Source organism: Streptomyces sp. ME02-8801-2C, assembly GCF_033793965.1.
Classification (GTDB): Bacteria; Actinomycetota; Actinomycetes; order Streptomycetales; family Streptomycetaceae; genus Streptomyces.
The window spans coordinates 306184-327844 of sequence record NZ_JARAXP010000001.1 but is presented as its reverse complement, the minus strand read 5'-3'; the positions used below and the strand labels follow the sequence as shown (position 1 = coordinate 327844).

At 71.0% G+C, this 21661-nt stretch carries 18 protein-coding genes; 4 read left to right on the top strand and 14 right to left on the bottom strand.

What is annotated here, in order from left to right; all coding sequences use genetic code 11:
* Positions 1–19: 19 nt before the first annotated feature.
* The 10 genes from PV396_RS01495 to PV396_RS01450 all read right to left on the bottom strand — a co-directional run bounded on the left by PV396_RS01495 (position 20) and on the right by PV396_RS01450 (position 11286).
* On the bottom strand, positions 20–1564 hold the full coding sequence (locus PV396_RS01495) for a glycoside hydrolase 43 family protein (protein ID WP_319199723.1): 1545 nt from the start codon (positions 1562–1564) through the stop codon (positions 20–22).
* Positions 1561–2412 (bottom strand): PmoA family protein, encoded by an 852-nt coding sequence (locus tag PV396_RS01490; protein ID WP_319199722.1) that lies wholly within the window; start codon positions 2410–2412, stop codon positions 1561–1563. The genes PV396_RS01495 and PV396_RS01490 overlap by 4 nt, the downstream gene beginning before the upstream one ends.
* The gene (locus PV396_RS01485; RefSeq protein ID WP_319199721.1) at positions 2412–3596 is read right to left on the bottom strand and encodes a Gfo/Idh/MocA family oxidoreductase; all 1185 of its coding nucleotides are present in this window, start codon (positions 3594–3596) and stop codon (positions 2412–2414) included. Before PV396_RS01485 ends, PV396_RS01490 begins: the two co-directional genes overlap by 1 nt.
* Complete coding sequence (locus tag PV396_RS01480) at positions 3593–5002, bottom strand: pectate lyase (protein ID WP_319199720.1); 1410 nt, start codon at positions 5000–5002, stop codon at positions 3593–3595. The genes PV396_RS01485 and PV396_RS01480 overlap by 4 nt, the downstream gene beginning before the upstream one ends.
* Positions 4999–5898, bottom strand: coding sequence for a carbohydrate ABC transporter permease (locus PV396_RS01475; RefSeq protein ID WP_416071311.1), 900 nt, complete (start codon positions 5896–5898; stop codon positions 4999–5001). The genes PV396_RS01480 and PV396_RS01475 overlap by 4 nt, the downstream gene beginning before the upstream one ends.
* Positions 5895–6830: a carbohydrate ABC transporter permease gene (locus tag PV396_RS01470; protein WP_319199719.1), complete on the bottom strand. Its 936-nt coding sequence runs from the start codon at positions 6828–6830 to the stop codon at positions 5895–5897. The genes PV396_RS01475 and PV396_RS01470 overlap by 4 nt, the downstream gene beginning before the upstream one ends.
* Positions 6831–7023: 193 nt before the next feature.
* Positions 7024–8763: an L-arabinonate dehydratase gene (gene araD / locus PV396_RS01465; protein WP_319199718.1), complete on the bottom strand. Its 1740-nt coding sequence runs from the start codon at positions 8761–8763 to the stop codon at positions 7024–7026.
* Positions 8760–9671, bottom strand: coding sequence for a dihydrodipicolinate synthase family protein (locus PV396_RS01460; protein WP_319199717.1), 912 nt, complete (start codon positions 9669–9671; stop codon positions 8760–8762). Before PV396_RS01460 ends, araD begins: the two co-directional genes overlap by 4 nt.
* Complete coding sequence (locus PV396_RS01455) at positions 9668–10336, bottom strand: GntR family transcriptional regulator (protein ID WP_319199716.1); 669 nt, start codon at positions 10334–10336, stop codon at positions 9668–9670. Before PV396_RS01455 ends, PV396_RS01460 begins: the two co-directional genes overlap by 4 nt.
* A 197-nt stretch (positions 10337–10533) precedes the next feature.
* Complete coding sequence (locus PV396_RS01450; protein WP_319199715.1) at positions 10534–11286, bottom strand: MBL fold metallo-hydrolase; 753 nt, start codon at positions 11284–11286, stop codon at positions 10534–10536.
* Between the two features lie 285 nt (positions 11287–11571).
* On the opposite strand from PV396_RS01450, the gene PV396_RS01445 reads away from it, so the two are divergent.
* A complete protein-coding gene (locus tag PV396_RS01445; RefSeq protein WP_319200608.1) occupies positions 11572–12246 on the top strand; it encodes a response regulator transcription factor in 675 nt (224 codons plus the stop codon).
* Positions 12243–13388, top strand: coding sequence for a sensor histidine kinase (locus PV396_RS01440; RefSeq protein WP_319199714.1), 1146 nt, complete (start codon positions 12243–12245; stop codon positions 13386–13388). The genes PV396_RS01445 and PV396_RS01440 overlap by 4 nt, the downstream gene beginning before the upstream one ends.
* 627 nt (positions 13389–14015) lie before the next feature.
* On the opposite strand, the gene PV396_RS01435 is transcribed toward PV396_RS01440, so the two are convergent.
* Both PV396_RS01435 and PV396_RS01430 read right to left on the bottom strand, forming a co-directional pair.
* Positions 14016–15194: an ABC transporter substrate-binding protein gene (locus PV396_RS01435; protein ID WP_319199713.1), complete on the bottom strand. Its 1179-nt coding sequence runs from the start codon at positions 15192–15194 to the stop codon at positions 14016–14018.
* A gap of 51 nt (positions 15195–15245) precedes the next feature.
* Positions 15246–16484, bottom strand: coding sequence for a DUF418 domain-containing protein (locus tag PV396_RS01430; protein ID WP_319199712.1), 1239 nt, complete (start codon positions 16482–16484; stop codon positions 15246–15248).
* 246 nt (positions 16485–16730) lie between these two features.
* Here PV396_RS01430 and PV396_RS01425 point away from each other — a divergent pair, with 246 nt between their 5' ends.
* Positions 16731–17969 (top strand): MFS transporter, encoded by a 1239-nt coding sequence (locus PV396_RS01425; RefSeq protein WP_319199711.1) that lies wholly within the window; start codon positions 16731–16733, stop codon positions 17967–17969.
* A gap of 194 nt (positions 17970–18163) precedes the next feature.
* Here the strand turns inward: PV396_RS01425 and PV396_RS01420 are convergent, their stop codons facing one another.
* Positions 18164–19336, bottom strand: a complete 1173-nt coding sequence (locus PV396_RS01420; RefSeq protein ID WP_319199710.1) for a hypothetical protein — start codon at positions 19334–19336, stop codon at positions 18164–18166.
* 63 nt (positions 19337–19399) lie between these two features.
* Complete coding sequence (locus tag PV396_RS01415) at positions 19400–20344, bottom strand: 5-dehydro-4-deoxyglucarate dehydratase (RefSeq protein ID WP_319199709.1); 945 nt, start codon at positions 20342–20344, stop codon at positions 19400–19402.
* 254 nt (positions 20345–20598) lie between these two features.
* Here PV396_RS01415 and PV396_RS01410 point away from each other — a divergent pair, with 254 nt between their 5' ends.
* Positions 20599–21408 (top strand): NAD(P)-dependent oxidoreductase, encoded by an 810-nt coding sequence (locus tag PV396_RS01410; RefSeq protein WP_319199708.1) that lies wholly within the window; start codon positions 20599–20601, stop codon positions 21406–21408.
* Positions 21409–21661 lie beyond the last annotated feature (253 nt).

Genomic DNA, 21661 nt, shown 5'->3' with positions numbered 1-21661 from the left:
GCATACGAATCAAGGTGAGTTACGAGGGACTGACTCTGAACTGTGTGAACGTGGCCGCGCCGGCGTGTCCCCCGCCGACGGGCGCGAGCGCGAACAGACCGAGCAGGGCGCCGACCCAGCGCCAGGGGGTGGCCGCGAACACGGGCCCGGACGGCTCCCACCCGTCCCCGACGTCGCGGAAGAACCGGCAGCGCGCCCCCGCCCCGATCACGATCCGCAGCCGGGCCCGCCCCTCGGGAGCCGCCTTCGGACGTTCCGCGTCCCGCTCCTTCTTGGCCACGGACTCGACGAACCGGTGGACCAGGCGGGCCGTCCCGTCGTCCGCCCGCTCCAGCCCGATCCACCCGAAGGAGTCACCGAGCACGGCGAGCCCGGCCCGAGCTCCCGGTTCCTCGCTGTCGAGGCGCAGCTCCACCTCGACCACGCACTCGACGCCGGGCAGCCGCTGGGTCAGCACGTTCGGGAGTTTGCGCAGGTCATGGGCGTCGGCACTGCGTACGCAGCTCAGCCGCAGCCCGTCCCCCGAGTGCTGGGTGGCCCAGCCGTCCTGCGGGTTGGCCGTCCACTGCCACTGACGGCCGAACCGTCCGCCGGGGAAGTCGTCGTCGGTGGCGGGCGCGGCGGGCGGCTGCGCGGGCAGCTCGGGCTTGCGGTGTACGGCGACGGGGGTGCCCGCGTCGCCCAGCACGGGCCAGCCGTCCGCACCGCCCGCGCCGTCCGCGCCCCAGCTCATCGGCTGGAGGTGCACGACACGGCCGTACGGGCCGCGCTGCTGGAAGTGGAGGAACCAGTCCTCGCCGGCCTGCGTGCGCACCCAGCCGCCCTGATGGGGCCCGTTGACGTCGGTGTCCCCCTGCTCCAGGACGATCCGCTCCTCGTACGGCCCGAAGAAGTCGCGGGAACGGAAGGCGCCCTGCCAGCCGGTCTCCACTCCCCCGGCGGGTGCCAGGATCCAGAACCAGCCGTCGTGCTGGTACAGCTTCGGGCCCTCGAGGGTGAACCAGCCGGGGATGCGGTCGCCGTCGACGATCACCTTGCCCTCGTCGAGGAGGCTGCTGCCGTCGGGATGCATCCGGTGGCCAGTGAGCCTGTTCTTCACGCCCGACCGGGACTTCGCCCAGGCGTGCACGAGATACGCCTCGCCGGTCTCCTCGTCCCACAGCGGGCACGCGTCGATGAGTCCCTTGCCCTCCTTGACCAGGTGCGGGCTGGTCCAAGGGCCGCGTACAGCGGGGGCGTTGACCTGGAAGATGCCGTGGTCGGGATCGCCCCAGAAGATCCAGAAGCGGTCGTCGTGATGCCTCAACGAGGGTGCCCAGACACCGCAGTCGTGGCGCGGAACCGTGAACTCGGCCGCCGGTCGCAGGCGTTCGAGCGCATGGCCGACGAGGGTCCAGTTGACCAGGTCGCGGGAGTGGAGCAGGGGCAGTCCCGGCGCCCGGCCGAAGCTGGAGGCCGTGAGGTAGAAGTCGTCGCCGACACGGACCACGTCCGGGTCGGACCAGTCGGCGTTCAGGACCGGGTTGCGGTAGGTCCCGTCACCGAGATCGGCGCCGGTGATCACGGGCTCACCGCCTTCCGTACGAGAGCCGCGGCCTCGTCCCGGTCGAGGCGCCCGTCGGCGACGACGGTGACGATCCGGCGTACGGCGGTCTCGCCCGGTTCGATCGGCAGGCGTTCGTCGAAGGCGAGCGACGAGCCGACCCCCGGATACTCCTCGGCGCGGACGAACCACGGGTCGCGGCGCGTCTGTTCGGTGGCGCCGGCGAAGACGAGCGTCCAGGTGGTGCCGGCCAGGGCGAGCCAGTCGGCGCGGGTGCCGTGGACAGCCGACTCGCCCTCGGTGGTGGCCGTGAACACGTCGGGGGCGCCGGCCTCCTTGCGTGCCCGCCAGAAGAAGCCGCCGTAGGCCGCGCCGGGGCGGCCGTTGGTGGCGGGGCTGCCGATGGAGAGGGGGGCGTCCGTGATGTTGGTGAGGGAGAACGTGAAGTCCAACGCCCAGGCCGTGCTGGTGAGTTCGGTGGCGGCGACCGTCCGGCGCTCGCGCAGCAGTTCACCGCCGCCGACCATCCAGCGCAGCTCCTCGACGAAGCCGTCCGGGTCACGGAGCTGGTAGGCGGTGTGCCGCTGGGCTCCGTGGTTGTCCAGCTCGGTCGGTCCCTGGTCCCGTACGTAGGTGCGCCCGCCCCAGAAGTTGTGCCCCCCGACGTCGGGTATGGCGACACCGACGCCGAGGTGGTGGGTGTGGTCGGCGGGGCTGAGTTCGGTGACAGCGGTGCCGGCCAGGGTGGTGACGGGGTGCAGATACGGGCGGGGCGCGTGGCGGAGCGGCAGCTCCGGCCGGCCGGTGTAGCGGCCGACCGGGCGGCCAGCGACCCGCAGTACCAGTGACTCGTTGGGCATCTGGTTCATCAGGTGCTCACCTCTTTCGGGAGCGCCCAGGGGGCGCCCAGCTCGGAGTAGAGGGAGAGGGTGTCGGCTGCGGCGGCGACGAGGCCGTCAATGCCGGGGACCACTCGACGGCGCGCATTCCGGTCCTCGCCGGGCGCGAACTCCCAGGCGTCGACCGGGAGTTCGGCCGGGTCGGGGGCCTGCCTGATCGCCTCGACGACCCGCATGAAGGCGCCCGTCACGTCGGGCACGACGAGCAGTTCGGCGCCCTCGGTGAGGTGGTCGACGAGGTTCTCCAGCAGGTCGGTGCGGTCGTACTCGTACTCCTCCGGGCCGTGTCCGGAGCGCTGGAGGAGGACCCGGTCCTGCTTGTACCAGAAGGTGATCCGGCCGCTGGTGCCGTGCACGAGGACGTACGGGTCGTCCGGGTGCTGGGCGCACAGGGTGGCGGCGACGGTGACCGGGACACCGTTCGTGGTGCTCACGCGGACGCACGAGGTGTCGTCGGACTCGATGTCGTTGGCGCGCAGCAGCTCGGTCTCGATGCCGGTGACGTCCTCGGCGCGGGTGCTGCCGCCGAGGGCGAGGCCGGTGGCGACGGCGTGCGCGAGCGGGTTGGTGAGGGCGCCGTCGATGACGTCCACACCGTTCAGCCTGCGCTTGCCCGCCCAGGGCGCACGCCGGTAGTACGCCTCGTCGCGCGCCCACGCGCCGGCCCCGCCGATGCCCGTCACGGTGCCGATGGCGCCCTCGGCGATCAGTTCCCGGATCGCGGGCAGGGCGTGCGAGCCGAGCGACTGGAAGCCGATCTGGCAGGCGACCCCGGCCGTCGCGACCCCGTCGGCCATCCGGCGGAACTCGACGTAGGAGGGCGCCGGCGGCTTCTCCAGGAGCAGGTGCACGCCCTTGGCGGCGGCGATCAGCGCGAGGTCGGTGTGGGTGGGGATCGGCGTGCAGATCACCGCGACGGCGGCCCCGGTGGAGTCGAGGAGCGCGCCGAAGTCGGCGGACTGCTCGGGCGTGCCGAGCCCGTCCAGCTCCTCGTCGCTCAGCGGGGTCAGCTCGCAGACGCCCGCCAGCCGTACGAGGCCCTTGTCCTGGAGCCTGCGGATGTTCGCGAGGTGCCAGTGACCGTGACCGCGCGCTCCCGCGAGAACCACCGGTACCGGGGTGCCCAGCCCTGTGGCCGTCGGTGTCGTGCTCATGTGTGCCTCCCTGCGCCCGCGCCGCGTGCCACCTCTCGGTCGGCCGTGTCGGCGCTGTCGATCTTTGTGTGCAGGGTAGGCGTCCAGCCGACGTCAGCCGTGAGGTCGCGCTCGCTGCCCGAGTTGTACGCGTTGTGGATGGTCAGAAGATCTACCGGGAAGCCGTTGAAGAGGGTGCCGGTCTGGTGCAGCGCGGTGCCGTTCCAGCTCTTGACCAGGTCGGCGGCCTCGACGTGCCCCGGGGTGGTGAAGGCGTTGTTCTCCGCGTACACGGCGGACTCGGTGGAGACGCCGACCGAGTAGCGGTAGTCGTCGCCGTGGTCGATCAGGTAGCGGTTGTTGTAGAGGTGCACCTGTCCGAAGCGGACGCGCGGGGCGCGCTGGGTCACCGAGCGGAACTCGTTGTGGTGCAGGGTGACGCGGAGTTTCCCGCGGTCTCCGGTGGCCGTGTCGCCGGAGCCGATGAGCATCGCCTTGTCGTGGTCGGCGAACTTGCTCCAGGAGACGGTGACCAGGTCGGAGGCGTTGGTGATGTCCAACAGGCCGTCGTGGCGCAGGTAGTTGCGGGCGAAGTAGGTGGGCTCGTCGGCGTCTGCGTGGCCCTTGTCGGAGGCGGTGACGTGGTCGACCCAGACATGGGTGGCGCCGTTGAGCCACAGGGTGTCGTACGCCGTCTTCCAGTCGCCCAGGCCACCGGAGTTGGGCTGCCAGACGGGGAAGCAGTCGTAGGCGTCGCGGAGTTCGAGGTTGCGGACGATGACGTTGTCCGCCTGTCGGACCTGAAGGCTGGCTCCCTTCAGCACCGCGCCCGAACCGAGCCCGAGGATCGTCGTGTTGGACCCGACGGGCAGCACGACCCGCTCGGCCTGCTTGGCCGCCTCCTGGGGCCCGCTCGGTTTGGCGGAACCCCAGGTGCAGGGGTCGTACGCGGCCAGGTACTTCTTCAGCCCTTGACGCCCTCGCCTACCCGAGGGCAGGAGATTCCGGTCCGCACCGCTACGCGGTACCACCTTGGGTTCCTGTTTCACGGGCCTCTGCCGACCGGTGAGGGTCGGTCTTACGTGGCCTCCGCAGGCCTGACTTCCCGCCCGTCCGGCGGTAGGTCCGACAACTCCGTTGTTGGACAAGGCGATTCTAGCCTTGCCGCGGCGACCCTCCGGGCCGCTATGCACAGGATGCCCTTCACCTCCACCCTTTGGGGTGGAGCGCTGGGCAAGCGTTCGACAGCCGGTCCCGGTAGCGTAGTTGTCGCAGCCCAACTTGCCGCCGCCGGCGAAAGCCCAGCCGTCGTTCGCGGGCAGCGTGTCGCGGCTGAGGTCGCGGGCGTCGGCACCGGCCGGGGTGCTCAGCACGGCACCCAACAGGCCGATGGCGGCGGCGACTTGAAGGACCCGGGCCTGTCTCATCCCTTCACCGCCCCGGCGCTGAAGCCGGTGATCAGCCACTTCTGGATGAAGGCGAAGACGATCACCACGGGTACGGCGGCGATGATGCCGCCGGCCGCGAGCGCGCCCAGGTCGACGCTGTCCGCGCTCATCAGGGTGTTGAGGCCGACCGGGATGGTCTGCTTGCCCTGGTCGCTGAGGAACATCAGGGCGAACAGGAAGTGGTTCCAGGAGTGCACGAACGCGAAGGAGCCGACAGCGATCAACCCGGGCCGCAGCAACGGCAGTACGACGATGCGGAACGCGGTGAAGCGGTTGCAGCCGTCGACCCAGGCGGCCTCCTCCAGGGTGTACGGCACGTTCTTGATGAAGCCGCTGATCAGGATCATCGACAACGGCAGTTGGAACACCGTCTCGGCGATGATGACCGCGCCCAGCGAGTTGATCATCTGGAGCTCGGCGAAGATCTGGAACAGCGGCACCAGCAGCAGGGCGCCCGGCACGAACTGGGAGCAGAGCAGGGCCAGCATGAAGGCACGCTTGACCTTGAAGTCGAAGCGGGCGAGGGCGTACCCGCCGGCGAGGGCGACGAGCGTCGTCATCAGGAGCGTGGCGACGCCGACGAGGATGCTGTTCTCGAAGTAGGTGCCGAAGCTTCTCTCGGTCCACACCTTCTCGAAGTGGTCGAAGGTCATCGGCCAGGGCACCAGGGAGGTCGAGCCGGCCGGGCGCAGCGCGAAGAGGAGGATCCAGTAGAAGGGGATGAGGGTGAAGACGAGGTAGATCCCGAGGGGGAGGTAGATCTGCCAGCGGGGGGCCTCGTCCCAGGCGCGCCGCTGCTTCTTGTTCGGGCGGGGCGGCTCGGGAATCTCGTCCACGGGCATGGGCACGATCGCGGTGGCTTCCTTGGTGCTCACTTGTTCTCCCCTCCGAACTTGCTCAGCCGCAGGTAGACGATCGAGAAGAAGAGCAGGATCACGAACGCGACCGTCGTCAGGGCCGATGCGTAGCCGAAGTTGTGGGCGTCGACGCTGGTGTTGGCGATGTAGAGCGGGAGTGTCGTGGTCTCGCCGGCCGGTCCGCCGCCCGTGAGGGTGTAGAGCAGGTCGACGTTGTTGAACTCCCAGACCGCGCGCAGCAGCGTGGACAGGACGATGGCGTCCTTGAGGTGGGGCAGTGTGATGTGCCAGAACTGCTTGATCCGGCTGGCGCCGTCGACCTCGGCGGCCTCGTACAGGTCCTTCGACACGGACTGGAGGTCGGCGAGGATGAGGATCGCGAAGAAGGGCACGCCTCTCCACAGGTCGGCGACGATCGCCGCCGGGAACACGGTGGAGGTGTCCGAGAGCCAGCTGGTGCCGTATGTTCCGATGCCCGCGTCGGCGAGGTAACGGGTGATGCCTGTCTGGGAGTTGTAGAGGAGCACCCAGATCGCGGAGGTGAGTACGCCCGAGACGGCCCAGGGTGAGAAGACGAGCGCGCGGCCGATCGACCGGCCCACGAAGGTCTGGTTGACGATGAGCGCGAGTGCCAGACCGAACAGCAGCTGCAGTCCGACCTCGACGACGACCCACTTGGCGCTGAAGACGAGGGTGTCCCAGAACTGGGGGTCGTCGGTGAAGGCGTGGGTGAAGTTCTCGAAACCCGCGAAGCCGTTGCGCCAGGGCTTGGTGGGGTTGAAGTGCTGCAGGCTGTAGTAGAAGACGCTGAGCACCGGGTAGGCGATGAAGCCCAGCATGAGCAGGGCGGCCGGTGCGATCAGCAGGTAGGGGAGCCTTCGCGGCGTCGCGGAGGCACGCCGCCGCCGGGGTGGCGCGGGCGGTTTCGCCACGACTGCGGCTTGGGCCATGACAGGGTCTCCGATCTCGGTACGTCGTGCGTAGGTCGTACGGGAAGCGCTTTCTCGCTGTGCGGAGGTCGGCCCCTTTCGCGGTACGGAGTGGCTCTTGCTGTGGTGCGGCGGGTGCGGGTGGGTGGTGGCTTGTCGCGCGCCGCGGCGGAGCCGCTGATCGATACAGCCCCGCACCCCTGGGTGGGCTGACTCAACCCGCGTAAGGATCTGGGGACTTGCCGGGCCTGGCCAGGAACTCGAAGTCGCAGCCGGTGTCGGCCTGCGTGATCTGCTCGTTGTAGAGCGCTCCGTAGCCACGCTCGTACCGTTCGGCCGGCGGCGTCCACTCCGCCCGCCTGCGCGCCAACTCGTCTTCGTCCACGTTGAGTTGAAGCGACCGTCCCTCGACATCGAGGGTGATGGTGTCGCCGGTGCGGACCAGCGCGAGCGGCCCGCCGACATGCGACTCCGGCGCCACGTGCAGCACGCACGTGCCGTAGCTCGTTCCGCTCATCCGGGCGTCGGAGATCCGCACCATGTCCCGTACACCCTGCTTGAGCAGGTGGTCGGGGATGGGCAGCATCCCGTACTCGGGCATGCCCGGGCCGCCCTTGGGTCCGGACCCGCGCAGCACCAGGACGGTGTCGGCGGTGATGCCCAACTCCGGGTCGTTGATGGTGCGTTGCATGGTCTTGTAGTCGTCGAAGACGACCGCGCGTCCGGTGTGCTTCAGCAGGTGCGGCTCGGCGGCGATGTGCTTGATGACGGCGCCGTCCGGACAGAGGTTGCCGCGCAGGACCGCGACCCCGCCCTCGTGCGCGACCGGCTTGTCGCGTGGGCGGATGACCTCGTCGTTGTGGACCAGGGCACCTTCGAGCTGCTCGCGCATGCTGTCGTACGACACCGTCGGCCGGTCCAGATGGAGCAGGTCCGTGATCCGGGAGAGGAACCCCGGCAGGCCCCCGGCGAAGTGGAAGTCCTCCATGAGGTACGTCTGTCCACCGGGCCGTACGTTGGCCAGCACCGGTACGGTCCGCGCGATGCGGTCGAAGTCGTCGAGGGTGAGCCGGACGCCGGCCCGGCCCGCCATGGCGATCAGATGGATCACCGCGTTGGTGGAGCCGCCGAGACCGAGGACGGTGGTGACCGCGTCGGTGAAGGCGTCGGCGGTCAGGATGTCGCTCAACTTCCGGCCCTGGTGGACCAGTTCGACGATCCTCAGGCCCGACGCGGCGGCCATCCGGTCGTGCCCGGAGTCGACGGCCGGGATGCTGGACGCCCCCGGCACGGTCACCCCGAGTGCCTCGGCGGCGGCGGTGAGCGTGGACGCCGTACCCATGGTCATGCAGTGCCCGGGGGAACGGGCGAGCCCGCTCTCCAGCTCGGTCATCTCGCAGTCGCCGATGAGGCCGGCGCGCTTGTCGTCCCAGTACTTCCACATGTCGGTGCCGGAACCGAGCACCTCGTTGCGCCAGTGGCCCGGCAGCATGGGCCCGGCGGGCACGAAGACGGTCGGCAGGTCGACGCTGGCCGCCCCCATGAGCAGGGCGGGCGTGGACTTGTCGCAGCCGCCCATCAGGACGGCACCGTCGACCGGGTACGAGCGCAGCAACTCCTCCGTCTCCATGGCGAGGAGGTTGCGGTAGAGCATGGGGGTCGGCTTCTGGAAGGTCTCGCTGAGCGTCGACACCGGGAATTCCAGCGGGAATCCGCCCGCCTGCCATACGCCCCGCTTCACGGCCTGTGCCCGGTCACGGAGGTGCACATGACAGGGGTTGATGTCCGACCAGGTGTTGAGGATCGCGATGACGGGCTTGCCGAGGTGCTCCTCGGGGAGGTAGCCGAGCTGCCGGGTGCGGGCCCGGTGACTGAAGGAGCGCAGCCCCTCGGTCCCGTACCACTGGTGGCTCCTGAGCTCCTCCGGTGCTTTTCGTGCCTGGGCGGGCTTCATATGGACCACCCGGCGGCAATCGCGGCGACCTCTGCACGTTCGTCCTCGGGCAGCGCGCGGCTCGGCGGACGGACGTCGCGGCGGCACAGGCCCAGGGAGGCGAGGGCCTCCTTGACGACGGTCACGTTGTTCGCGGAGGCGTTCGAGCCACGCAGTTCCTCGAAGCGGCGGATCTGCTCCCAGACCTTCATGGCGGCCGGGTAGTCGCCCGATCGAAGCGCTTCGATCATGTTCAGCGAGACGGCCGGGGCGACGTTCACCAGCCCGGAGGTGAAGCCGGTGGCACCGGCCGAGAAGTAGGAGGGCGCGTAGGGCTCGGCGAGCCCCGCCACCCACACGAAGCGTTCGAGGCCGGCGTCCCGCGCGAAGGCCGCGAACCGGGAGGCGTCGGGGACCGCGTACTTCACGCCGATGACGTTCGGGCAGACGTCGGCGAGTTCGGCGAGCCGCAGACCGCTCAGCGAGGTGTTGCGGATATAGGGGACGACCCCGAGTTCGGGGACGGCCTCGGCGATGGCCCGGTGGTAGTCGATCCAGCCGCCCTCGGAGACGTACGGGTGGATGGGCTGATGGACCATCACCATCGCGGCCCCGTGCTCCCGGGCGTGCCGGGCGGCGGCGACGGCGGTGGGTACGTCGTGTCCGACACCGACGAGGATCACACCCCGGTCGCCGGCCTCGTCGATGGTCAACTCGGTGACCAGGCGCCGCTCTTCGGGGTCGAGGGCGTAGAACTCGCCCGTGTTGCCGTTGGGCGTAAGGGTGGTGACGCCGCCGTCGAGCAACCGGCGCAGCAGGGCCCGGTGAGCGGGCTGGTCGACGGTGCCGTCCTCGGCGAACGGGGTCACCGGGATGGCCACCACGTCGGCCAGAGCCGCCCGTTGCGTCTCGAACGCCACGCCGCTCATTCCTGACCGTCCTCTCCCTGGACCTCGGACTCCCCTGCGGGGAAAGCCCGTTGCACGAACGAAGCGATATGGGCGTGCAGCGCGCGGGCCGCGCCGTCCGAGTCACCGTCGAGCGCGAGCCGCAGAATCTCCCGGTGCTCGTCCGCCTCCCGATCCCAGGAGGGGTTCGCGGCCCAGGCGACGGCGGAGACCAGGGCGGCCTGGTCGCGCACCTCGTCGAGCATCCGGCCGAGCAGCGGGTTGCCGCACCGGACATAGAGGGAACGGTGGAACTCCCGGTTGGCCAGGGAGCGTTCGGCGGTGTCGGTGGCCTCGTCGGCCCGGGTGAGCGCGTCCCGGGCCGCGTCGAGCGACGCCCCTCTGCGTACGGAACGCCTGAGGGCCTCCGGCTCCAGAAGCAGCCGTACGTCGTAGACCTCGCGCGCCATGTCCGCGTCCACCATGCGCACCGTGACGCCCTTGTACTGGTTCATCACGACGAGCCCGGTACCGGCCAGCGTCTTGAGCGCCTCGCGCACGGGGGTCTTCGACACCCCGAACTGTGCGGCGAGCTCGGTCTCGACCAGGGCCTGACCCGGCGTCAACTGCCCGGTGAGGATGCGGTGTTTGATGCCCTCCAGCACGAACTGCGTGCGGGACGGGATCGGCGTGGGCACAGAGGTCATGCGTGCCTCTCGGATGTGGACGGACCGAACCCGTGGGGAACCTAGAACCCTCGGATCAGATCTCGCGTATCGGATCTCACATATCGCGTCTCATATATGACGTACGAAGTACGACGGGGTTGAAGGTAAAAGGGGGTTCAGTGGTTCGTCAACGCTTGTGACAGAGGAAGTTGAGACGGGAAGTTGAGACGCCTCGATCAGATGATCTTCGTGGTGCCCTCGTATGCACTGTCGGTGGGCCCGCCGAAGACGGCGGCTGCGCGGTCGGTGGCCGCGTCGACGGTGAGCGTGGGTCCGACATGGGTGACGAGCAGCGAGCCGGCCCCCTTGGCGTACGCGCCCGCGTCCTCAGGCGTCAGATGCACCTGTTCGCCATCGCCATCGTCGTGCCGGTCGATGTCGGCCTCGCACAGGAAAAGGTCGGCGCCCCTGGCGAGTTCGGCGAGCGCCTCGCAGGGCCCGGTGTCGCCGGAGTACGCGAGGGCCTTGCCCTGCGACTCGGCCCGCAACCCGTACGCCTCGACGCCGTGCGAGACGGCACGCGTGGTGAGGCGCAGGTTCCAGTGCCGGACGGTGTGGCCGTCGTACAACGGCCTGAAGTCGAGGATTCCGCTGAGGAAGCCGAGGTTGGGCTGCCCGAAGAACCCCGCGATGCGGCGGGCGCACTCGCGGGGCGCGTACACGGGAATGGGCGCCGGCGGGGTGAGCCCGCCGTACGCGAACCCGTAGACGGCGGCGAGCAGATCGGCGTTGTGGTCGGCGTGCAGATGCGAGATCCAGATCGCGGTGAGCCGTGCGGGATCCGTGTGCCGCTGCAACTCCGCGAAGGTGCCGGGCCCGGCGTCCACCCACACCTCGGCCCCACCGCCACGCACCAGATACCCGGAGCAGGGGCGCCCCGGCGCCGGATGCGGAGAGGCGGTGCCGAGGACGGTGAGGCTCAGGGGCATGCGGGGAGCGTACGGGGCGGGACGGTCGGGCGTACGGGGTTTGACAGGCCACGCGGGCGAGCGCGCTGCCGCCGCGCCCGGTGAGGCGGGCGCCGCCCGGACGACGGACGTTCGCCGACCGGTCGCCACAGCACCCCCGTACGGCGGGAACGCACCCCCCGGATGGCGGGAATGTCCGTTCGAGCCGCCGCATCGGGCGGTTGCCGCCCTACCGTCGAGACGGTGACAATCAACACCGACGTGCGGCCCGAGACCGACGCACAACGACAAACGGGCGGAGCGCACGTGATCCGGGTAGTGGTGGTGGACGACGAGGCACTCGTGCGCTCCGGCTTCAAGCTCATCCTGAGCGCGGCCGGGGACCTCGAGGTCGTCGCGACCGCGACCGGCGCCGAGGCGGTCGACACCGTACGTCGGGAGGCTCCCGACGTCGTGCTGCTGGACATCCGGATGCCGGACGTGGACGGGCTGACCGTGCTGCGGGAGCTGCGCGCCCTCCCCAAGCCTCCGGTGGTGGCCATGCTGACGACCTTCGACGCCGACGAGTACGTCCTCACCGCCCTGCGCTCGGGCGCGGCCGGGTTCCTGCTGAAGGACACCGAGCCCGATCAGCTCGCCCAGATCGTGCGCACACTCGCGGCGGGCGGGGTCGTGATGTCACCGAAGGCGTCCCGTGCCGTCTGGGAGAGTCACCCCGGCACCGCCGCCGTCGACGACGAGGAGGCCGCCCGCGTCGACCGGCTCACCGAACGCGAACGCGAGGTCCTGGTGCTGATCGCGCAGGGACTGTCCAACGTCGAGATCGGTGCGCTCGTCCACCTCAGCGCCGGCACCGTCAAGGACCATGTCAGCGCGATCCTCACCAAGCTCCGGGTCGCCGGCCGGGTGCAGGCGGCCCTGCTCGCCCAGCGGGCCGGACTGCTCGACGAAGGGCAGCGGCCTTCGGGGGTCGGGCGATGACCGCGTCCAGAGCCTGGTGGGCGCGGATCCCAGAGCCGGTGCTCGACCTCGTGGTCCTCGCCGTCGCCGTCGTGGACGTCCTGCTCTGCCTGCCGGACTCCGGCCGCCCCGAGCAGGGCACGGCCGCGCTGGCGTGCGCCGCCCTCGTGGTGCGTCGGCGTTTCCCCCTGCCGGCCTTCCTGCTCACGCTTCCCGCGAGTCTCATGCTGGACATCGTGTTCGCCCCGGTCGCGGCCCTGTTCGCGCTGGCCGAAAGCTCCCGCGACCGCCGGCTGCTCGTCACCTGCGCCGTGCTGTTCGGCGTCGCCTCCGCCGCGCCGTGGCCGTTGAACGACCTCAGCGCGCACGAGCGCACCTGGACACTGGTCTACTTCTTCTACACCCTCGCCACCGCCGCGGCCCCCGTCCTGCTCGGGCAGCTCGTGCAGGCCCGCCGGGACCTGGCCCGCCGGCTCGTCGACATCGAGGAGGCGCGCGAGCACGAACGCCTGCTGCACTCCCAGGCCGTCCTCGCCCGCGAACGGGCCCAGCTCGCCCGCGAGATGCACGACGTCGTCTCCCACCAGGTCAGCCTGATCGCCGTACAGGCCGGCGCCCTTCAAGTCGCCTCCACCGACCCCGACTTCAAGGAAGGGGCGCGCACGATCCGTTCCCTGAGCGTCGACACCCTCGACGAACTGCGGCACATGGTGACCCTGTTGCGCGCCTCCGGCGGCCGGGCCAGCGAGCTCACCCCGCAGCCCACCCTCGCCGACCTCCACAGACTCGTCAGCACCAGCGGCATCGACACCGAACTGACCGGCGAACTCCCGCCGGAGGTGGGCACCACGGCACAGCGCGCCGTCTACCGCACCGTCCAGGAAGCCCTCACCAACGTCCGCAAACACGCGCCGGGCGCCCGGGCGACCGTACGGCTGTGGAGCGCCGACGACCACTCCGCCTTCGGCGTGACCGTCAGCAACACGCCCCCCACCCGTCCCTCGCTCCCCCTCCCCGGCTCCCAGCAGGGCCTGATCGGCCTCAGGGAACGCGCCGAGCTGCTCGGCGGCACCTTCCGGTCCGGGCCCGCCCCGGGCGGCGGCTACGAAGTGAGCCTGCGGATCCCGGCCCGGACCGAGTTCGCCGGTCGGGAGGCTCGGTGAGGCCCCCGCACTGGACTCGGCTCTGGACAGCCTGCGACCGGCGGCGCAGCCGCTGACCACCCCGATCAGCCGGTCGCGGTCCCGGCGGCGCGCCACGCTCCGCGTGCTGGGGCTGCCGGAGACGGCGGGTTTCCCTACCCGGAGCCTGGCTGCCACCGCCGAACGGGTGCCGGCCGGCCTCGGCATCGGCGCCGATCCGCGCCTCGCGCACCAGGTCTGCCGGATCGACCGCAACCCAACGACCCTGATCGGCCGGACCGCCGTACGAGGCGAGAACGACGCCGCGCTCGTGGACGGTCCCGGGATTCCACCCGGCTTGGAGCGGGCGGGGGCGAGGGCGGGGCCCGTGCCGAGGACGTCAACGCGACGCGACGGGTCCTTGCGCCACCTCCGACACGTGGACGAGTGCGCATCGAGCCTCGCTCGGACGCCTCGGCAGCCCGTCCGCGAGGACTCCTGACGCGGGCACCGGCGCGACCGTCAACGGGAGGTGCGGCAGCGCGGCGCTACCGGGTGTTCGTCGACGTCGGAAAACGCCGCATCGGCCCCGAGGATGTCCTCGGGGCCGGTGCGACGGCGCACGGCACGTGTCGGGGGGAAGCACGGCGGCGCGTTGCCCACCCGGCCCTACGGCCTCGCGGAGCCGGGGTGGGTGCCCAGACGGCCGGGCGTCGGGTCGCCCTTGACCTCGCCGATGTACACGGTCATCTGCTGACGCATGCGCTCGGCCTCGGCCCGGTCGCGCATGAACGCCGGGAAGCCGTCGATGTCGGCGTTCCGGTACTGCCAGACCTTCTTCAGCCCGGCAGGCGGGGCGACATCGGTGCGTACGGACCACCCGCCGCTGGTCTGGCGCTCCTTGGAGAGCTGCCAGTTGAGGAACAGCTTGGCGGCGGCAGGGTGCCGGGCCTCGCGCATGATCGCTTCACGCTGGCCCCAGGCGACGAACGGGTCGTCGGTGTCGGGGAGCATCCCGACCGTCTCGGCCCCGGGGTCGTTGCCGGCGTCCGGGGTGACCCAGCCGCCGAGGCCGATGGCCTTCTTCCCGGCGGCCATCTGGTTGCCGGCGGAGTCGGAGCCGCGCAGGAACTGGGTGTTGCGGGCCGTGCCCTGCAGCCACTTCCAGCCGAACCTCTTCACGTACTGGCTGTAGAGGTAGAGCGTCGCGTCGTCGTCGTTCGGGTAGGCCGAGGCGATCTTCCCCTTCCACCGGGAGTTCGCGAAGTCCCTGACGCTGTGGGGCGCGTCCTTGCCCACCAGGGCCTTGTTGTAGGCGGCGCCGAAGGCCAGGACATCGGTGGCGATCCAGGCACCGTCCTCGTCCTTGAACCTGCCTTCGACCTTGCCGAAGCCGGCCGGCTTGTACGGCAGCAGGACTCCGCGCGTCTTCCAGCGCTCGAAGTCCTGGAGCGTCTGGAGTTGTACGACGTCGGGCACGAGGCTGTGCGTCGCGAGCTGGTTGTCGACACGGGCGTCCTGGTACTTGCTGTAGTCGACGACCATCTCGACCTTGATGCCCGGGAAGCGCTTCTCGAAGGCGTTCTTGGTGTCGTCCTGCTGGTCCTTCCAGTCGCCGCCCGCGTAGACGACGAGGTGACCGCCCTCCGCCTTTGCCGCCGCGTACAGCTGGTCGAGCGACCTGGTCTCCTCTTTCATGGGCCTGGCGTCGGAGTGGGCGGCGGCCCCGAGGGTGAGTCCGGCAGCGGCCACGCTCGTCGCCACGGTGGCGGCGACCAGGGCTCTCGGGAAGGGCGCCGACCGCGCGGAGCGGTTCCGGCTCGGGTTCGGGAGCGGGTTGAGCAGCATAGGGAGTTCCGATCGGTACGAGGGAAGGGAGGAAAGGGAAGGAAGGAAGGGTCAGCGGACGAGTTCGGCGGGCTTGGTGGCCTTGCCGAGGACCCACTCCAGGGGGCCGCGCCGGAAGAAGCGGGACCAGCAGGTCGCGAACAGCGTCACGGCGGCGATGAAGCCCAGCAGGACGTGCAGCGGGGAGCCGGGCAGCTCCTCTATGCCGAGCAGGCGGATGCCGACGATGTGGAAGACGTACGCGGTCAGCGACATCGTGCCGACCGCGATCACCGGACGGGCCGGACCGTGCAGGCGGGGGAAGCTGTCGACGGCGGCGACGCAGGCGACCAGGACCGCGATGGCGACGCCGGTGTTGCCCAGGATCGACAGGGTCGTCTCGCTGTGCGGCGACGCCACCAGCAGGCCGGCGGGGTTCCCCTCCGGGTAGCCCCAGGTGTCCGACCACCAGGCCGACGCCACCGAACCACCGTCGCCCCAGCCGCCCTCGCCCAGGTTCTCCAGCGCGCCGGGAACCAGACGCAGGGCCAGGAACGAGCCCCCGTGGCCGAGCACGGCCAGGCCCGCGCCGGTGATCGCCAGCCGTACGCGTACGGCACCGGCGGCCAGGTCGAGACGGGCCACGGCCATACCGGCGATGACGAACGGGATCCAGGTCAGGACCGGGTAGCTCCCGGTGAACAGCAGAGCGAGGATGCCGCCGGTCTCCGTGGGCCAGGTCCAGACGCCGCCGGGTGCGCTGTCCTCGAGCGCGCGCTGGATCACGTACAGGACCTGCGGCAGCACCAGGGCGCAGGTCGCGGCGACGACGGCCAGCGGGCGGGCGCTGAGCCGGTGGAGGGGCAGGACGATCAGGAAGTACAGGCCGTAGAAGGCGAGGATCACCTCGACCGGCGTACCGGACAGGGTGAGGGCGGTGCCCACGACCAGCAGGACCAGGGCCCGGATGACGACCTTGGCGACCGCCTGGCGGCCCGCACGGCCCGTCTTCGGAGCCCGACGGCCGGTCATCAGGATGATCGAGAAACCGGCCAGGAAGGCGAAGAGCGCGGAGGCCCGGCCGTGCGCCAGTTCCATGAGGAAGCCGATCGTGCCGCCCTCGGCGGGGTCGGGGCCGACGTGGGCCGCGTACATCCCGAAGACCGCGAGCCCCCGGGCCAGGTCCACCCCGATCAGCCGCCCCACCTGCGAACTCCTGGTCTCGGCCACGGCGTTCGGCGCGCCGGCCGGGGCCTCGGCCGAAGTGGCACCCGGTGGGACGGCCACCGTGCCGTCTGCGTTCTGGCTCATGCATCCAGGCTGGGGCGCGACCCGCGCGCGAGGTATCCGGCGACTGTCCGGCCCTCCCCCGCCACCCGGCGGGTACGGGCCCCGCCGGGTGGCGGTCCCGGCCGGTCGGACCGCGCCGGCACCGGGCAGCCACCACGACCGGATGGCGAGCCTCGCGGCGTCATACGCCGGGCAGTCCACTCCCAAGGCGATGTAAGGCATCTTCCCGATCCCCGCGCCCACCCCTTAGCCCCACGATGACCAGGTATGAAGACGCGCAACTCATCCCTGGTGCGCGTGCTGCGCGACCGCGACGCCGGGCTTTGTCTCGCCGGAATCCTGGTCTCCGGCTTCGGTACGTCGGCGCTGTGGCTGGCTTCCGGGATCTGGGTCAAGGACCTCACCGGCTCGGACGGCCTCGCCGCGCTCTGTCTGTTCGCTCTGTGGGCGCCGAGTCTGGCGGGCCCGCTGCTGGGCACGCTCGCCGACCGCGCCCGACGCAAACGGCTGCTGATCCGCACGAACCTGGCCCTGGCGGCCCTCCTGCCGGCCCTGTTCGTGGTCGACGCCGCAGGTCGCGTGTGGATCGTCTTCGCGGTCCTGCTGGTGTACGGCGCGCTGGGCGTCGTCCAGGACGCGGCCGAGGCGGCACTGGTCGCCACGGCTCTCGACCCGTCGCTGCTGGGCGATTTCAACGGCCTGCGCATGACGGCGAACGAGGGCATGAAACTGGTCGCCCCACTGGCCGGTGCGGGCCTCTATGCGGCGTACGGCGGCCCGAGCGTGGCCCTCCTGGACGCCGTCACTTTCGTCCTCGCCACCCTTCTGTACGCCTGTCTGCGCGTCCGCGAGGGCGCCCCGCCGCCCCCGGCGACCGGCTGGCGCACCCGGACCGCCGAGGGCGCCGCCTTCCTGTGGCGGCACGACCGGCTGCGCCCACTGGTCCTGGCGGGCGGCACGACGATGTTCCTGTCGGGCCTCGCCTCCGCCACCCTGTACGCGGTCGTCGAAGGGCTCGGCCACTCCCCCGCGTACTCCGGCGCGCTGTATGTCCTTCAGGGCGTCGGCTCGGTGGCGGTCGGCCTGGCCTCGGGGCCGCTGCTGCGCCGCCTCGGGGAGCGTGCGTTCGCCGCGTACGGGATCGCCCTGACCGGCGCCGCCACCGCTCTGCGGGCGGTCCCGGCCGACCTCGCCGTGCTGGGCTCTGCTGTGGCCATCGGGACGGGCCTGCCGTGCGTACTGATCGCGGGCCTCACCGCCGTACAGCGGGAGACCCCCGAAGAGTTGCTCGGGCGTACCGCCGCCACCGCCAACACCCTGATGTTCGCGCCCACGGCGGTCGGTCTGGCCGTGGGCGCGGTGCTGGTCGAACTCGTCGGCCACCGGGTGCTTCTGCTGGGTTGCGCCCTCGCCCTGCCGCTGACGGCGGTCCCGCTGTTTCAGCGCCGCGCGAGCGCGTCCCGTACCGAGGCCAGGTCGGCGTCGGACACCAACCCGGCGCGATAAAGCCGCAGTTCAGACAACGACATGGGCCGCGCGCTCCGCATCCGCGACGAGGGCGCTCTGTCGGGATGCGCCCTCGCCCTGCCACGGACACCGGTCCCGCTGTTCAACGCCGGGCAGGCGCGTCCCGCACACAGTCCAGATCCACGTCAGACTGGTTATGCCCCGGCGCTGCCACTCACAGCGCTCCCGCTGCCTCAGCGCCGCGCGAGCGCCTCCCGTACCGAGTCCAGATCCGCGTCGGACGCCAACCCGGCGTGATACAACCGCAGTTCGGTGGCCCCGAGGCCGGCCGCGCGCTCCGCGTCCGCCGCGAGGGTGTTCGGTCTGCCGCCCATGCCGGAGACCACGACGAAGTTGGCGGCCAGCACAGCGCCCCCGGCGACCGTGCCGCCGGCCTCCGCGAACGGCGTCAGCAGGCCCGCCCCGCCGGTGCAGGGCACCACCACACCGTCCGCGACGGACAGGATGTGCGCGGGGTCCACGCCCGCGTTGGCGCCGACGTGGTACCAGACGGGGTCGGCGTGCAGCAGGACCTGGAAGCCGGCCGGGGCCGCCGCACGGACCGCCGCTACGGCCTCCTCCTGGAGCGTGCGGGCCGTTTCCTCACGCCACGCGCGCGTGAGGGCCGCTTTGTCGTCACCGAGAGCCTTCTCGACGCCCGCCCATCCCCTGTGATCCGGCTCGCCCCGCCACAGCGGCTCCAGCGCGGCGCGTACGGCCACCGCCAGCTCGTCGGGATCCAGGCCCTGGCCGGCGTATCCGGCCCGGCAGGAGGGGCAGAAGCAGAGCGCCATCAGATACTGGCCGGCGTCACCGAGCCCGATCGCGCCGGTCTTGTCGTGGGCGTGCAGATGCGTGAGCCCGTACCAGCCGAGGGACTCCAGTTCCGTACCGCGTGCGCCGGGCCTGACGGCGGCTTCGGCGGCGAGATCGACGAGGTACGCGCGCGTGGCGGGCTGCGCGATGCAGGGCGCCCACGGATAGCGGTCCCCGTAGGCGTTGACCACGGAGGTGTCCGGATGTTCGGCGCCCAGGCGGGAGTTGTGAGCGAGGACGACCCAGGTGTGCACGTCGAGACCGGCGTCGGCGAGCGCGGCGGCGGCCTCGCCGTACGCGTCATCGGGGGCCCAGGATCCGGCGGCGTACGGCCGCAGTTCGCGGCCCGCCCAGCGGTCGTCCGTGGGGTACAGCACCGCCGCGTGCTCGGCGGTGACGATGCGGTGGCGCGGGTGGCGGGGCGTCAACGCGCGCGTGGAGTGGTACGCGGAGGCGAGGGTGACCTGTTCCACGCCGAGTGCGGCGATCCGCCGGGCGGCGTCGGGGTCGCCGTTGACGTCCCAGGGGTAGACGAACGCGGACGCCTTCACATGCTCTCCTCGAACTCGGAACCAACTTCTGCCCCTGTACCCACGGCCCCCTGCCTCGACCCCCTACTCGAGCAGGGTGTGGCCGCGCTCGACGAGCCGCGCGAGCCGCTTCACATGGTCCTCGGTCGGCTCGTGCAGCGGCGGCCGGACCTCCCCGACGTCCAGGCCGGTCTGCCGCACCCCGGCCTTGACGAGGGAGACGGCGTAGCCGCGCCCCTGCGCCCGCAGTTCGACGAACGGCCGGTAGAAGCCGTCCACGAGCCGGTTCGCGGTCACGTCGTCGCCGGTGTTGAGCGCCTTGTGGAAGGCCAGGGCGATCTCGGGCGCGAAGCAGAAGACGGCCGACGAATAGAGGGTGACGCCGATGCCCCGGTAGGCGAGCCCGGTCAGTTCGGCGGTCGGCAGTCCGTTGAAGTACAGGAAGTCGCCGGGCACCTCGGTACGTACGGCGCTCACGATCCGCTGCATCAGGTCGAGGTCGCCGAGCCCGTCCTTGAGCCCGATGATCTTCTCGGTGCGCGCCAGTTCGACGACGGTCCCGGGCGTGAACACGGCGTTGTCGCGCTGGTAGACGATGACCGGCAGGTCGGTGGCGGCCGCCAGCTCCCGGTAGTGGCGCAGCAGCCCCTCCTGCCCGGCCACCACCAGATACGGCGGCATGGCGAGCAGCCCGTCGGCCCCGGCCTCCGCCGCCAGACGCGCGAAGCGTACGGCGAGGGCGGTGCCGTATCCGGCGCCCGCGACCACGGGCACACGCCCGGCGGTCTCCTCCACCGCCGCCCGCACGCAGGCCTGGAACTCCTCGGGTGTCAGCGCGTGGAACTCCCCGGTGCCGCAGCACGCGAAGACGGCCGCGGCCCCCGCCGCCACGCCCCGGCGCACATGCGCGCGGAAGACGTCGAGGTCGAGCGAACCGTCGGGGCCGTAGGCGGTGACGGGGAAGAACAGCGGACCACTCGGGACGGTGAGTCGCGTGGCAAGGTCGGCGGCGAGCGGGGCTGGCGTCACGGGCTCTCCCTGTGGCATGCAGTCGTGCACGCTTCTGATTCACGTCTACATTTCTGAACGGTTTCACGCTAAGCGCCCATCGCGGGGCGGGTCAAGCCGACCGACGGCCAACCGGGCGACAGAATCCGCAGGTCTGCGTCACACTTGACGGCACCGGCCACCCCTCCCTAGCGTGTCCACAGATGTGAATTCCGTACACGCATACGGCCGTCGCATCGAGGAGATCCCGCCAGGCGCCACAAGGAGACCCGAGGATGCCCGCTCCCCGCACCGTTCTGCTCACCGGCGCCGCCGGCGGCCTCGGCACCCTGATGCGGGACCTGCTCCCGGCCTACGGCTACGAACTGCGCCTGCTCGACCTGCTCCCCATCGAGGGCGAGCCCGACGCGATCACCGCGGACCTCACCGACAGGGCGGCGCTGCGCGAGGCCGTGCGGGGCGTCGACGCGATCGTCCACCTCGCGGGCATCTCGCTGGAGTCGACCTTCGACAAGATCCTGAAGGCGAACATCGAGGGCACGTACAACCTGTACGAGGCCGCACGCGAAGAGGGCGTCGCGCGCATCGTCTTCGCATCCTCGAACCACGCGGTCGGCTACACCCCCCGCCCCCAGGGAGCCGACCCCCTGATCCCCGTCGACACCCCGCACCGCCCGGACACCTTCTACGGCCTCTCCAAGTCCTTCGGCGAGGACCTGGCCCAGCTCTACTGGGACAAGCACGGCCTGGAGACCGTCTCCGTCCGCATCGGCTCCTGCTTCGCCGAGCCGACCAACGTGCGCATGCTGTCGCTGTGGATGAGCCCCGCCGACGCCGCCCGCCTCCTGCACGCGTCCCTGACCGCCGAGAACGTCGGCCACACCGTCGTCTACGGCTCGTCCGCCAACACGCGCCTGTGGTGGGACCTGAGCAGCGCACGAGCCCTCGGCTACGAACCGCAGGACGACTCCGAGCCGTACGCCGAGAAACTGATCGCCGACCAGGGCGACCTCGACCCGACGAACCCGGCCCACGCCAACCTGGGCGGCCACTTCGTGAACGACCCCCCGATCTGGCCCCACTGAACACACGCCTGAACCGGGCGGGCACCGAACGGGCCCGCCCGCAGGCGTATCCGGGCACACGAACACCTTCTGCCGCGCTCCTGGAACGGGCGCGGCAGCGCCCCGTCCAGGGGCGCGGGGAACTGCGCGACCAGCCACATCGCACCCGCGGCCGCCACACGACAGCACCCACCGAGCTCGTAGGCCCACACGAAACCCGACCGGCCCGAACGGGCACACGCGGTCACTTTCACTCCCGTAACAGACCTGGTCA

Excerpts from the sequence above, each read along its gene's own strand:
- PV396_RS01490 (WP_319199722.1), bottom strand. The coding sequence starts at position 2,412 with ATGAACCAGATGCCCAACGAGTCACTGGTACTGCGGGTCGCTGGCCGC.
- PV396_RS01485 (WP_319199721.1), bottom strand. The coding sequence starts at position 3,596 with ATGAGCACGACACCGACGGCCACAGGGCTGGGCACCCCGGTACCGGTG.
- PV396_RS01480 (WP_319199720.1), bottom strand. The coding sequence starts at position 5,002 with ATGAGACAGGCCCGGGTCCTTCAAGTCGCCGCCGCCATCGGCCTGTTG.
- PV396_RS01470 (WP_319199719.1), bottom strand. The coding sequence starts at position 6,830 with ATGGCCCAAGCCGCAGTCGTGGCGAAACCGCCCGCGCCACCCCGGCGG.
- araD (WP_319199718.1), bottom strand. The coding sequence starts at position 8,763 with ATGAAGCCCGCCCAGGCACGAAAAGCACCGGAGGAGCTCAGGAGCCAC.
- PV396_RS01460 (WP_319199717.1), bottom strand. The coding sequence starts at position 9,671 with ATGAGCGGCGTGGCGTTCGAGACGCAACGGGCGGCTCTGGCCGACGTG.
- PV396_RS01455 (WP_319199716.1), bottom strand. The coding sequence starts at position 10,336 with ATGACCTCTGTGCCCACGCCGATCCCGTCCCGCACGCAGTTCGTGCTG.
- PV396_RS01450 (WP_319199715.1), bottom strand. The coding sequence starts at position 11,286 with ATGCCCCTGAGCCTCACCGTCCTCGGCACCGCCTCTCCGCATCCGGCG.
- PV396_RS01440 (WP_319199714.1), top strand. The coding sequence starts at position 12,243 with ATGACCGCGTCCAGAGCCTGGTGGGCGCGGATCCCAGAGCCGGTGCTC.
- PV396_RS01435 (WP_319199713.1), bottom strand. The coding sequence starts at position 15,194 with ATGCTGCTCAACCCGCTCCCGAACCCGAGCCGGAACCGCTCCGCGCGG.
- PV396_RS01430 (WP_319199712.1), bottom strand. The coding sequence starts at position 16,484 with ATGAGCCAGAACGCAGACGGCACGGTGGCCGTCCCACCGGGTGCCACT.
- PV396_RS01425 (WP_319199711.1), top strand. The coding sequence starts at position 16,731 with ATGAAGACGCGCAACTCATCCCTGGTGCGCGTGCTGCGCGACCGCGAC.
- PV396_RS01410 (WP_319199708.1), top strand. The coding sequence starts at position 20,599 with ATGCCCGCTCCCCGCACCGTTCTGCTCACCGGCGCCGCCGGCGGCCTC.